Annotated in this window: 13 protein-coding genes and 1 other RNA gene; 5 read left to right on the top strand and 9 right to left on the bottom strand. The window is 21.6% G+C overall.

From position 1 onward, the window contains the following. Positions 1–47: 47 nt before the first annotated feature. The 3 genes from dapE to BUCIPICE3303_RS00310 form a co-directional block, all read right to left on the bottom strand. Positions 48–1,178, bottom strand: coding sequence for a succinyl-diaminopimelate desuccinylase (gene dapE, locus BUCIPICE3303_RS00320; protein WP_154049138.1), 1,131 nt, complete (start codon positions 1,176–1,178; stop codon positions 48–50). A 25-nt stretch (positions 1,179–1,203) separates the two neighbouring features. After that, positions 1,204–3,198 (bottom strand): transketolase, encoded by a 1,995-nt coding sequence (tkt, locus tag BUCIPICE3303_RS00315; RefSeq protein WP_154049137.1) that lies wholly within the window; start codon positions 3,196–3,198, stop codon positions 1,204–1,206. Positions 3,199–4,431: 1,233 nt separating this feature from the next. Further along, a complete protein-coding gene (locus BUCIPICE3303_RS00310) occupies positions 4,432–5,643 on the bottom strand; it encodes a beta-ketoacyl synthase N-terminal-like domain-containing protein (RefSeq protein ID WP_154049136.1) in 1,212 nt (403 codons plus the stop codon). A gap of 352 nt (positions 5,644–5,995) precedes the next feature. Here BUCIPICE3303_RS00310 and rsmI point away from each other — a divergent pair, with 352 nt between their 5' ends. Then, positions 5,996–6,826, top strand: a complete 831-nt coding sequence (gene rsmI, locus BUCIPICE3303_RS00305; RefSeq protein ID WP_154049135.1) for a 16S rRNA (cytidine(1402)-2'-O)-methyltransferase — start codon at positions 5,996–5,998, stop codon at positions 6,824–6,826. Further along, positions 6,815–7,186, top strand: an RNA gene (rnpB, locus tag BUCIPICE3303_RS00300) — RNase P RNA component class A. The genes rsmI and rnpB overlap by 12 nt, the downstream gene beginning before the upstream one ends. A 1,010-nt stretch (positions 7,187–8,196) precedes the next feature. Here the strand turns inward: rnpB and BUCIPICE3303_RS00295 are convergent. Then, complete coding sequence (locus tag BUCIPICE3303_RS00295) at positions 8,197–8,394, bottom strand: hypothetical protein (protein ID WP_154049134.1); 198 nt, start codon at positions 8,392–8,394, stop codon at positions 8,197–8,199. A 448-nt stretch (positions 8,395–8,842) separates the two neighbouring features. Between BUCIPICE3303_RS00295 and ppa the strand changes: the two genes are divergently transcribed. From ppa to rpmG, 3 genes are all read left to right on the top strand, one after another. Next, positions 8,843–9,391, top strand: a complete 549-nt coding sequence (ppa, locus tag BUCIPICE3303_RS00290) for an inorganic diphosphatase (protein WP_154049133.1) — start codon at positions 8,843–8,845, stop codon at positions 9,389–9,391. 91 nt (positions 9,392–9,482) lie between these two features. Then, a complete protein-coding gene (gene rpmB / locus BUCIPICE3303_RS00285; protein WP_154049132.1) occupies positions 9,483–9,704 on the top strand; it encodes a 50S ribosomal protein L28 in 222 nt (73 codons plus the stop codon). Positions 9,705–9,716: 12 nt separating this feature from the next. Continuing rightward, positions 9,717–9,884, top strand: coding sequence for a 50S ribosomal protein L33 (rpmG, locus tag BUCIPICE3303_RS00280; protein WP_154049131.1), 168 nt, complete (start codon positions 9,717–9,719; stop codon positions 9,882–9,884). 162 nt (positions 9,885–10,046) lie between these two features. Here rpmG and BUCIPICE3303_RS00275 read toward each other — a convergent pair whose 3' ends face one another. The 5 genes from BUCIPICE3303_RS00275 to fliN form a co-directional block, all read right to left on the bottom strand. Next, entirely contained in the window at positions 10,047–10,775 is a 729-nt protein-coding gene (locus tag BUCIPICE3303_RS00275) for a flagellar biosynthetic protein FliR (RefSeq protein WP_172598698.1), read from the bottom strand. A gap of 65 nt (positions 10,776–10,840) precedes the next feature. After that, the gene (gene fliQ, locus BUCIPICE3303_RS00270; RefSeq protein ID WP_154049129.1) at positions 10,841–11,107 is read right to left on the bottom strand and encodes a flagellar biosynthesis protein FliQ; all 267 of its coding nucleotides are present in this window, start codon (positions 11,105–11,107) and stop codon (positions 10,841–10,843) included. A 35-nt stretch (positions 11,108–11,142) separates the two neighbouring features. Continuing rightward, positions 11,143–11,874 carry a flagellar type III secretion system pore protein FliP gene (gene fliP / locus BUCIPICE3303_RS00265; RefSeq protein WP_154049128.1) on the bottom strand — a complete coding sequence of 244 codons (732 nt, stop codon included), beginning with the start codon at positions 11,872–11,874 and terminating at the stop codon, positions 11,143–11,145. A gap of 9 nt (positions 11,875–11,883) precedes the next feature. After that, the gene (locus BUCIPICE3303_RS00260; RefSeq protein ID WP_154049127.1) at positions 11,884–12,288 is read right to left on the bottom strand and encodes a flagellar biosynthetic protein FliO; all 405 of its coding nucleotides are present in this window, start codon (positions 12,286–12,288) and stop codon (positions 11,884–11,886) included. 39 nt (positions 12,289–12,327) lie between these two features. After that, positions 12,328–12,714: a flagellar motor switch protein FliN gene (fliN, locus tag BUCIPICE3303_RS00255; protein WP_154049126.1), complete on the bottom strand. Its 387-nt coding sequence runs from the start codon at positions 12,712–12,714 to the stop codon at positions 12,328–12,330. Between the last annotated feature and the right edge of the window lie 104 nt (positions 12,715–12,818).

Raw genomic sequence — 12,818 nt, 5'->3', positions numbered from 1 at the left:
AAATTTTTTTATAACAAAAATATTATAATTATAATGATATATAAAATTTATAAAAATAATTTATTTAAAACATCAAAATAAATATTTTGTAATTTTAATAAATCATTTATATTTACACATTCATTAACTTGATGAATTGTAGAATTTAATAAACCAAATTCTATTGTTTCATTAGCTAAATGAAAAATAAATCTACCGTCTGACGTACCGCCATTTGTTTTAATATTAGGAATAATATTAGTACAATTATATATACAATCAGAAAGAATATTACAAAAAGTACTAGGAGGGGAAATAAATGGTTTAGCATGACAAACCCAAGAAATAGAATATTTTATTAAATATTTTTGAAGTAATTGTTTAATTCTATTTATAATCATTTTTTCGGTTATCAAAGAATTAAAACGAATATTAAAAAATATTTTTAATTCCCCAGGAATCATATTTATAGTACACTTATTGTCTGAATATATTTTTGATATTTGAATCGATGTAGGTTCAAAAAAATCGTTACCTTCATCTAAAGATAAAGTAGATAACTCAACTAAAAATGGAGATGATGCGTGAATCGGATTAGTAGCAAAATGAGGATAAGCCACATGACCTTGAATACCATATATTGTTAAATCAGCAGAAAGTGAACCTCTACGACCATTTTTTATACAATCACCTAAAATATTTTCACTAGTTGGTTCTCCAACAAGACAATAATTAATTTTTTCTTCCATTTTTTCTAATATTGAAACTACTTTTTTTGTTCCATATTTTCCGGTAGATTCTTCATCTGAGGTAATTAAAAATGATATTCGACCTATATAATTAGGATTTTTCTTAATAAAATTTTCTACAGCTACCAACATAGCAGCTATGGATCCTTTCATATCAACAGCACCTCTACCATATAAAAAACCATCACATATGGTAGATGTAAATGGTGGAGTTTTCCAAGCAGAAATATTACCTTCAGGAACTACATCCGTGTGTCCTAAAAACATAATAGTTTTACCATATCCTCTCCAAGCCCAAAAATTATTTGTATCTTTAAAATTGATTCTTTTTATATTAAAACCTAATAATTGCAGTCTTTTAATTAAAATGTCTTGACAACCTAAATCTTTCGGGCTAATTGATGGTATATTAATTAATTCTCGAGTTAAATTTAAAACATTAGTATACATATATAAAAAAATATCTTTAATAAAATTAAAGAAAAAAACGATTCTTAACTTGTGTAACAATTTTATCTACTGAAAAACCAAAAAATTCAAATAAATTTTCTCCAGGACCTGATTCTCCAAATGTATCAATTCCAATTCGAATACCATTTATACCAACATACTTATACCAATATTCACTACTTCCAGCTTCAATAGATATTCTATTTACAATTTTTTTAGGTAAAACAAGATTACGATAATTTTTATCTTGAAGATCAAAACAATCAGTAGATATCATTGATACAACTCGAATATGACAACCTATTTTATATAATTTTTTAGCAACATTTACTGCTAATGATACTTCTGATCCAGTAGCAATAATAATATAATTAATATTATGACCATATTCTCTTAAAATGTAGCCACCTTTAAAAATATTGTTAATTTGATCTTTTGTTCTTGAAAATTGTTTTACATTTTGACGTGTTAATATTAATGCTGTAGGTCCTGATTTTCTATTAATACCATAAAACCAAGAAATAGCAGTTTCAGTAGAATCACATGGTCTCCATAAACTTAAATTTGGTATATATCGTAAAGTAGATATATGCTCAATTGGTTGATGTGTAGGTCCATCTTCACCTAAACCAATGGAATCATGAGTATAAACAAATATTTGTCGCGTTTTCATTAATGCAGCCATACGTATAGCACTACGAGCATAATCTGAAAATACTAAAAAAGTAGCAGTATAAGGAATAAAACTTCCATGGTGATAAATTCCATTAGCAATTGATGTCATTCCAAATTCTCTTACACCGTAATGAATATAATTACCTTTAATAAAATTTTTAATAGATTTAGATCCAGACCAAACAGTTAAATTACTAGGAGCTAAATCAGCTGATCCACCAATTAATTCGGGTAAGCATTGTCCAAATTTCTCTAGTGTATTTTTTGAAGACTCACGTGTTGAAATATTTATAAATGAAGTATTTAATTCTGATAAAAAATTATATAATGTTTTTTGTAAATTATCAGGTAAATTTTCTTTTATTCGACGAATATATTCCTTAGATAATTCAGGATACTCTACAGAATATTTTTCAAATAAATTATTCCAAGATAATTCTATTGCTTCTCCCTTTTTTTTAGCATCCCATTCAGAATAAACAGCTTTAGGAATATGAAAAGAAGGATGAGGCCAATTTAATTGTTTACGAGTTAAAGATACTTCAAGTTCACCTAAAGGCGCTCCGTGAGAAATTGATTTACCTGATTTATTAGGAGAACCAAATCCAATTACTGTATTACATATAATCAATGATGGTTTTAAAATATTTTCTTTAGCTATTTTAATAGCATAAATAATTTCTTCTGAATCATGACCATTAATTTCAATAACATGCCAATTATATGACAAAAAACGTTTTTTTGTATTATCAGTGAACCAATCAGATACTTCACCATCAATAGAAATACCATTCTTATCATAAAAAACAATTAATTTACCTAACTCTAGTGTTCCAGCTAAAGAACATACTTCATGAGAAATTCCTTCCATTAAACACCCATCACCAGAAAAAACCCATGTGTAGTGATCTACAATATCAAAATTTTTTTTATTAAAATATTGTGATAATAATTTTTCAGCAATTGCCATACCTACTCCAGATGCTAAACCTTGTCCTAATGGACCTGTAGTAATTTCTACCCCTGGAGTACAATGAACTTCAGGATGGCCTGGCGTTTTAGAAAAACATTGTCTAAAATTTTTTAAATCTTCTATTGATATTTTATATCCCGAAAGGTGTAAAACACTATATAATAACATTGAAGCATGACCATTAGACAAAATAAATCTATCTCGATCAGACCATAGAGGATTATTTGGATTATGTTTAAAAAAATCACGCCATAAAACTTCAGCAATATCTGCCATGCCCATCGGTGCTCCCGGGTGACCTGATTGCGCTCTTTGAATAGAATCTATACTTAAAATGCGTATTGCATTTGATAAATATTTTCTAGATAACATATATTTTCCTCGTATAAAATCGCTTTTTTAAAAAATTTACAATATGTTATATTATAAATTTAATAATATTTTTTAAAATTATAATTTATTTAATAAGAATTTTTTTGTATTTTATAAAATTAAAACTATATTGTTAGATATATTCAGATAATTTTCAACAGAATTAGAATATAAATTCTATATAAATATAAATTTAAATTTAAAAAAAAGAATGAAATCAGATTAATAAATACTGTAAAAATTTTTCATTAAAATTAAATTTTTTTAAAAAATTATCTTTTTAAATATCTAATTGTTTTAATTTATTTATAAATATAGTTATATAATCTAAATTTAATAATACTAAAATTTACCATAATATATATAAATAAATTTATACTGATATTATTTATAATAAAAAAATTTTTTTAATTTTATTACTCCTATATCTAGATTAAAAAAATATTTAAAACTAGAAAAATATTTTTAATACAGGCTATAAATTTACATAAAAATATAAAAATTAAACATGTATATAAATCTATAAATATATAAATTTTAATATAAAAACGTAATAATACTAAATTACATTTAATATCTATTTTTTTTTAAATTCTTTTTTCTTAAATATATTTAAAATAAAATCTAATTTCATTAATATTATAAATCAATCAATACTATTATTTTTATATAATTATATTATTTTCATATATTTGTGAATATATGCTTTATTATTTTCCTAACAATACTTATATATATTAAAAGATATATATTTAAAAAATATTTTTAAAAATTTTTATACTACAATCTACTATCACTATACCATTTACGTAAATGGAATAATCTTTCATTAGAAAGCTAATATTTTTTATATTTTCTATAAAAATAGAAAATAATATATTCACATTTTTAGACAAAGCACTTTGTAAAATTAATATAGAATAAGCAATTATAACATGAGAATAATAGCTCTTTTATATAATTTATATTACTACTATCTACTATAGATATAGCTTTTTTTTAAAAATAACCTAATTAATTCATCTATAAACTCATATAATATTAAAAAAATAAAGAAATAATATTAATATAGAAATATTACTAATAATAATACATGTTTAAAAAAATAATTTTTTATTATGTTACTAAAAATATCATATATAATAATAAATTATACTGTTAATAATATAGAAATTAACTAATTATAAAGAATCTAAAAAAAATATTACATATTATGTCCAAAAATATTCTTCATTATGAATAATATTTTTTTATTACCAAACTAACATTTGTTCCACCAAAACCAAAACTATTTGACATAGCAATATTAATTATTTTATTCATAGGCTTTTGAATAATATTCATATGACGTGCAAAACAATCTAAATTTTTTATATTAATACTTGGAGCAATAAAATTATACTTTAACATTAACATAGTATAAATGATTTCCTGCACTCCTGCTGCCCCTAAAGAATGACCAGTCATAGATTTTGTTGAAGATATATAAGGAATACTTTTTTTAAAAACCTTTTTGATAGCATATAATTCTTTAATATCACCAATTTTAGTAGATGTACCATGAGCATTAATATAATCAACAGTACCATTAACATATTTCATTGCATCATTCATACAGCGTATAAAACCTTCTCCAGATGGATATACAACATTATTACCGTCACAAGTTGTTCCATAACCAATAACTTCAGCATAAATATTAGCATTTCTGGATAAAGCATAATCTAATTCTTCTAAAACAATTATACCGCTACCGCCTGAAATAACAAATCCATCACGATGTTGATCAAATGCTCGAGAAGAAAATTCTGGTGTATTATTAAAATTTATAGATAAAATTCTCATAGCATCAAATTGAGCAGCTAATTCTACACTCAATTCTTCCCCTCCTCCTGCAAAAATAATATCTTGTTTTCCAGTAGAAATTAACTCATAAGCATTTCCAATACAATTAGCAGAAGTTGCGCAAGCAGAGCTAACAGAATAATTAACACCATAAATTTTAAAGAAAGAACCTAAACAAGCTGAAATTGAAGAAGACATATTTTTAATAGCAGTATATGGACTAATCTTATTAAGATAATTATTATTTTGAAAAATTGATCTATAAAATTGAGCCGCTCCACTTCCCGATCCTATTATAATACCTACTCTAGGATTTTTCATATATATATCAGAAAATAAATTACTATCCTGAATAGCATCTTTCATAGAAAGATATGAGTACATAGATGCAAGATTCATGAAACGCAAAAATCTTTTAGGTATTTCATTGAACCTTTTCGTAGATATTCCACCCCATACTTTACTGTATAAACCATATTTTTTCATCATTTTAGAAAATACTATTCCTGAAATACCTTTTTTTAATGAATTTACAATATTTTTTTTTATATAACCAATACTAGACATGATTCCAAAACCTGTAATTACTGTTCTTTTCAATATGTTTTATCCTTAAATAATAATATATTTTATTAAAAATAAAAATATTAGATAAAATTTTTATCGATATAAATAAAATTATTAATAAAATTTTTATATTCAATGAAAATAATGGTATATTTATAAATATAAAAATATTATTAATTATATAAAAATAAAATTTATTTATTGAATATATGATATAATAAAAAAATTATTAATATAATAAATTTTATATAAAAATTAATAATAAATAATATTTCATTAACAATGAAAATTTAAAAACATTTTATTTAATATAATTATCTACAATAAACAATAGGTCATAATTAAAAATTATGTATAAAAAAAAAATGATGTTGGTTTATTATATATTGTCCCTACCCCCATTGGTAATTTATTAGATATAACATACCGATCTATTAATATTTTAAAAAATGTTGATTATATTGTTTCTGAAAATATAAAACACACATTAATTTTATTGAAATATTTTTCTATTAAAAATAAATTATTATCATTAAATATATGTAATGAAAAAAAAAAGAAAAATAAATATATTGATATGTTAAATAATGGTAAAAATATTGCAATTGTTTCTAAAGCCGGAACTCCTGTTATTAATGATCCTGGATATTTACTAGTTAAATATGCATATTCTAATAATATTAGAGTTGTTCCTTTACCTGGCGCTTGCGCAGCAATCACTGCGCTAAGCGCTTCAGGTTTAAAAACTAACCAATTTTGTTATGAAGGTTTCTTACCTAAAAAAAAAAAATCATGTGAAAAAAAAATATATTCCTTGTGTCGGGAATTACGTACAATCATTTTATATGAATCACCTAAACGATTAATTAATACGATTACATTAATTAAACAAATAATGGGCTCAAAAAGAAAAATAACGGTTGCGAAAGAAATAACAAAAAAATGGGAAAAAATAAAAAAAGGAACAACAAAAGAAATACTCTCTACTATTAAAAATGATACTAATTGGACGAAAGGAGAAATAACAATTCTAATTAGTGGAAAAAAAAAAAACAAAAATAATATTGTATCCTCTAAAATATTAAATACTTTCAATATATTAAAAAAAGAAACGAAAAAAAGTACAGCTATAAAAATAACTGCAAAAATATTTGGATTCAATAAAAATATACTATATAATAATGTAATAAATAAAAAATCTAATGAAGTTGATTGAACAGTCGCTGTATAATTTAATTTATTAAACAGAGGAAAGTCCGGGCTCCACAGGGTATAGTGCCAGGTAACACCTGGGAAGAGAGATCTTACGAATAGTACAACAGAAAATAAACTACCAAAATAAAATATTGAATCAAAACAATATTTTCCTTTGGAAAAGGTGAAATGGTGCGGTAAAAGCGCACCGCAAAATTTGGTAACAAATTTGGCACGGTAAACTCCACTAGGAGCAAGGTCAAGTAGGAGACATGTACCCGCATACGAAGCTCCGGGTAGACTGCTATGAATTAATAAGTAATTATTAATCTAGATAAATGACTGTTTTTAACAGAACCCGGCTTATAGATCAACTTCATTGTTGTACAAAAATATACGATATATCAATTAATTTAAACAATTAAAATATTAATATCCTACAATTTGTCTTTTGTCAATTATTATTAAAGAATATAGAATATTTTTTTTTATTTAAATAATTAGCTAATCAGCTATTATAGCGGATATCAATTCAATTATCAGATAATATAATCCAATGAACTATTGTGGATATCATATTTTTCCATTTTTGTACCCAAAAACCACCAATGCTAAATTAATAATTTCTAGTTACTATATTTATACCATCACTAAACAAATCTGTTATTAACAAATAATCATGAATTCAATATAAAATATTATTTAAATATTGGGTTGATTACATACTGGTAGTAGTATCAAATTATATATACCATCAGAATATCCTGTATTTTTCCTATCTAATTAGATAGACTAATAAGTCTCTAATAATCATGTTTTTAAAAAAACTATTTCCTATAATCTTTCTTTTTTGTTGTTACTGTATCATCATGATCAAATAGACGAGATGATAAACCTTTATCTATAAATAAATTTTCAAAAATATTTAACTAAAAAAGAAATATTTTTTTTATTTAAATAATTTAATAAAAAAGATGTTTTTTTTATATATAGTCATCCAATAACTGAATTAACAAAAGAATAAAATAATTCATATACAGTATTAGATATAAATATAAAAGGAGAAATTGGTGTAGATATCTTTCTTGAATGTAATCCAGCAAAACTTTTCTTAGTACGACTTTAACCTATTATTACAGGAGCATATAAATTATTAAAATCTCTTGAAACTGTATAATAAACATCTCTTTCCATAAAATTTTTATCACTAGCAATAAAACTACATAATAAATAATTGTATATAGATAAATAAGAATCTATCTATCCTAAACTATTTCTCAAAATATTTATATTAATTAAATATTCAAAAACAGATCCCACTGTATTAATAATTGTAGAATTAAAATTTAGAACCGAAGAATCAGTTAAATCAACTAAATTCTTTATTTTTTCTCAACTAAATAATTTAGGAAAAAATAAATTTATTTTTTTATGATCAAATAATAAATTTATATCAGGTAACCTAAAATATTTATCTATTTCTGTATATTTAGATATATTAATAGATCTGTCAATTGATATACATATTTCAAATAAAGAGATCTTACGAGACAAAACAAATGATTCACGACATTTATTATATGTTATCATAAGGAAATTTGCATAATTAAAGGATTCAGTATTATCTATAATACCCAATTAAATCGACACAATTAAACCATACGTTTTCTTTATTATAATTATTTCACTTGAAATATTTTTCTTTAAAAATAGTAATGCTTGTTATATATTATTAATTAAAAAATTTAAATCTTATTGTATATTATAGAATAATATCATTATAGATCCTTAATTAAAAATATATAAATAAAAAATAAAAAAAAATATCAATATATATTTTTCTAAATAAATTTTATTATTTATAATCATGTATAATTCATTTATATATTTCAACAAATATTTTATATATATTATTTCTAATACATTTCTATCAATATCATTAAACGATCAATATTTATCTAAAAAACTTTTATAATTAAAAATTTATTTTTTTAAAAATAAATTTTTTACATTCAAAAAATATTATATTTAAAAAAAAATGAAAAATTTTATTCAAATACCAACAGGTAAAAATGCTCCTGATGATATATATGGCATTATTGAAATTCCTGCATATTCCAGCCCTGTAAAATATGAACTACATAAATCTTATTATATGTTATATGTAGATAGATTTATACCTACAACTATGTTTTATCCTTGTAATTATGGATTTATAAATCAAACTCTTTCATTAGATGGTGATCCATTAGATATATTAATACCAACACCTTACCCTCTTCAACCAAAATCAATAATTCGATGCAATCCAATAGGATTATTAAACATGGAAGATGAATCAGGAGAAGATCAAAAAATAATAGCTGTACCACATAAAAAAATTACACAAGAGTATATAAATATTCATGATATTAATCAATTATCTATATTATTAAAAAAACAAATTATTCATTTCTTTAAAAATTATAAAAAATTAGAAAAAACAAAAAAAGTAACAATAAAAGGTTGGAAAAATGCAAAAGAAGCAAAAATAGAGATAAAAAATTCAATTCATAGATATAAACAAACAAAAAAAAATAAATGTTAAAAAATTATTAAAATTTTGAATAATAAAGTATTAATAAATAAATATTTATTTTTAATTTATATAAATAATTAAAAAATTTGAGATTATAATTATGTCAAAAATTTGTCAAATTACAAAAAAAAAATCAATGTTAGGGCAAAATCGTTCACATTCTATGAATGCTACTAAAAAAAAATTTTCTTTAAATATACAATATCATAAATTCTGGATTCCAGAAGAAAAAAAATCAATAAGAATACGGGTATCAGCAAAAGGATTAAGAATGATAAATAAATTTGGAATTTCAAAAATATATAAAAAATATATCATATAAAACGAGAAAAAAATGGCAAAAAGTAAAAGGATTAAAATAAAATTAATTTCTACCTGTGGAAGTAAACACTACTATACTACTACTAAAAATAAAAGAAACCTGGTTAATAAATTAAAACTAAAAAAATATGATCCCATATTAAAAAAACATTGTTTATATGAAGAAAAAAAAATAAAATAATTAAAAAATACAATTAAAAATATAACGTTATATTTTATTACTGGAGATCTATAATAGATCTCCAGAGAATTATATTTTATTAAATATTTTATTGTATAAGAATAAAATAAGTATGATATATATATATTAAAATTATTAAAACTCTTATATATAAAAATATAATTACTTAGAGAGAAAATGTATAATATGATTTTTTAAATAATAAAATAGATATTTAATAAGAAACTTACCTAAAAAATATAGACTATATATAAAATATTTTAATAAAATTAAACCAAAAATAAAAATAATAATTAAAAAAGAAGAAAATAACGATGTATTTGGTGATAAACGATTAAACATCATAAAGGCTATATACAAAATTAAAAAAAAAAATAAAATAGGTAAAATAAAACGTACACAATTAATAATTATATCACTAAAAAAACTAATAAAAGACAAAAAAATATTTTTATGAATCAATGTTTTATTTAACGGTAACACATAAAAACTTTTTACTAAAAAAACAACTAAATTTAAATGTGTATTATATATAAAAAATAAAACTAAAAAAAAAATATTTAATAAATGTGATATAACAGCTGAATAAAAACTATGACCTAAATCAAAAAAAATAGAAGCTGATAAACCTATTTGAGCGCTAATAATTTCTCCAATAAAAATCATACAAGAAAATAAACATTGAATAAATAAACCAATTATCATTCCAGTAAATATTTGATGCAATAAAACAATAAAAAAATCTATAGTATAAATACTATAAGGAAAGTTAGATATAAACGGGGCTAGTAAATTACTAATCAAATAAACTAAAACAATTTTTGTAGATAAATTAATATGCATATTATAAAATATTTTAGAATAATTTAATACTGAAAAAATACGAGTCATTATTAAGACAATTTTACTAGTAACTATAGGTATAAAGTGATAAAATAAATTGTTTATCATAATTATTAATTAATTTGTGATATTATATGAAAAATATTTTTTATATAATTAAGGGTTAATTGTAGCATCCAAGGTCCAAAAAATATACAAGAAAAAAAAACAGAAATAATTTTTGGTATAAAAGAAAATGTTGGTTCATTAATTTGTACTGATGATTGAAAAATACTCATCAAAACACCACTCAATAAAGCTGATAATAAACATGGAGCAGATAATAACAAAGTAAATTTAATAGAATCCTGAAATAATGTAATTAAAAATTCTTGATTCATAAAAATATCCGTTATAATTAATAATTTAAAAAATTTTATATAAAAAAACTTCTTGAAAGAGATAATATCAATAATTTCCAACCATCTGATAAAACAAATAATATTAATTTCAATGGTAATGAAATTGTAGAAGGCGGTACCATCATCATTCCTAAAGACATCAAAACACTCGCAACAACAAGATCAATAATTAAAAATGGTAAAAAAATCATAAAACCAATTTGAAAAGCAGTTTTTAATTCACTTATTATAAATGCAGGCAATAAAACTTGAATCGGGATATTATCTTTATTAATAGATGAAGATATTTTAGCTAAATTCAAAAAAACAGAAATATCAGATTTTCTTGTTTGTTTTAACATAAATTGACATAACGGTTTTATAATATTATTTACAGCAGTATCAACATTAATCTCATTTTTATATAAAGGAACAATCGCTTTATTATAAATGTTATCTAATATTGGAGACATAATAAAAAAAGTTAAAAACAAAGATAATCCAATTAATACTTGATTAGGTGGGGAATAAGGGGTTCCAATAGCACTTCTTAATAAACCCAACACAATAATAATACGAGTAAAACATGTCATCATCAAAAAAAAAGCAGGAATAAAACTAAGCAAAGTTAATATCATTGATGATTGAATAGAAAGATTTAATATATCAGATCCGTTAAAAATTAAATTATGCACTGAATCAGTAGATACATTTTTTAATAAAAAAACAGGAAAAATAGATAAAAAAAATCTTGTACATTGATACATCATTTCACCTCACTTAAACCGATTAAAAAAAAATTGAAATATATTTAAAAAAAAAGTATAAAGTGAATATTTTTTTTGTTTTTTTAAAAAATTTATTTTATTTGGAGGTAATTCTTTTATTAAATTAATTGAATTAGTTGTGATACCTAATAAAAATTTATTGTCATTAACATATAATATGCCAATATATTGTGTAGGACTTAAATAAATTTTATCTATCATATATATTTTATCAATACAATTATTTTTTTTGCAAAATAATTGACATTTGGTTATTAACAAAAATAATAAATATAAGAATAAAAAAAAATAAATATATTTCTTTCCAAACATACTAATATAATTATACTGATTCCATATTTTATCTTGTATATTATAGTTTTTACTAAATTGAATATAACTATATAATTCCATAAAATATCCATATTATTAAATAATATATTAAAATTAATTTTATAACAATTTTATTATTCGAACTCCATATTTTTCATTATGAACAACTAATTCTCCTAAAGCAATAAGATGATTATTTACATAAATATTTAATGGTTCGTCTACTTTATCCTCTAATTCTATAATAGAATCTTGTGATAACTGTAATAATTCTTTAATAGTAATTTTTTTTTTACCTAATTCTATTGTAATAGAAACAGGGGTGGATATGATTGATGAATGATATAATGATAAATTATCAATTATTTTATCACTTAAATCTGTATTTTTTAATTCTTTTTTTATCACACTATTATCATTAGCATTATTTATATTATCATCTGAATTGATTTTATTTAAAACTAATTGTACATTATTTTTTTTAAAATTTTCATTTTTTTTTTGCATAATATTATTCTCTATAAGAGTAAATGATCATTTTCATAATAATTTAAATATTATATATAATATCTCAATTCATAAAAAAAATATTATTTTAAAAATTAATAAAT

Source organism: Buchnera aphidicola (Cinara piceae) (assembly GCF_900699035.1).
In the GTDB taxonomy this organism is placed as follows: Bacteria; Pseudomonadota; Gammaproteobacteria; order Enterobacterales; family Enterobacteriaceae; genus Buchnera_F; species Buchnera_F aphidicola_AV.
Note: the sequence above shows the minus strand (reverse complement) of the source record. Positions and strands in the feature narration are given on the sequence as shown.

What these genes read in the sequence shown, in the direction of transcription:
- dapE (WP_154049138.1), bottom strand. Translation starts at nt 1,178, where the DNA reads ATGTATACTAATGTTTTAAATTTAACTCGAGAATTAATTAATATACCA.
- tkt (WP_154049137.1), bottom strand. Translation starts at nt 3,198, where the DNA reads ATGTTATCTAGAAAATATTTATCAAATGCAATACGCATTTTAAGTATA.
- BUCIPICE3303_RS00295 (WP_154049134.1), bottom strand. Translation starts at nt 8,394, where the DNA reads ATGATAACATATAATAAATGTCGTGAATCATTTGTTTTGTCTCGTAAG.
- ppa (WP_154049133.1), top strand. Translation starts at nt 8,843, where the DNA reads ATGAAAAATTTTATTCAAATACCAACAGGTAAAAATGCTCCTGATGAT.
- rpmB (WP_154049132.1), top strand. Translation starts at nt 9,483, where the DNA reads ATGTCAAAAATTTGTCAAATTACAAAAAAAAAATCAATGTTAGGGCAA.
- rpmG (WP_154049131.1), top strand. Translation starts at nt 9,717, where the DNA reads ATGGCAAAAAGTAAAAGGATTAAAATAAAATTAATTTCTACCTGTGGA.
- BUCIPICE3303_RS00275 (WP_172598698.1), bottom strand. Translation starts at nt 10,775, where the DNA reads ATGACTCGTATTTTTTCAGTATTAAATTATTCTAAAATATTTTATAAT.
- fliQ (WP_154049129.1), bottom strand. Translation starts at nt 11,107, where the DNA reads ATGAATCAAGAATTTTTAATTACATTATTTCAGGATTCTATTAAATTT.
- fliP (WP_154049128.1), bottom strand. Translation starts at nt 11,874, where the DNA reads ATGTATCAATGTACAAGATTTTTTTTATCTATTTTTCCTGTTTTTTTA.
- BUCIPICE3303_RS00260 (WP_154049127.1), bottom strand. Translation starts at nt 12,288, where the DNA reads ATGGAATTATATAGTTATATTCAATTTAGTAAAAACTATAATATACAA.
- fliN (WP_154049126.1), bottom strand. Translation starts at nt 12,714, where the DNA reads ATGCAAAAAAAAAATGAAAATTTTAAAAAAAATAATGTACAATTAGTT.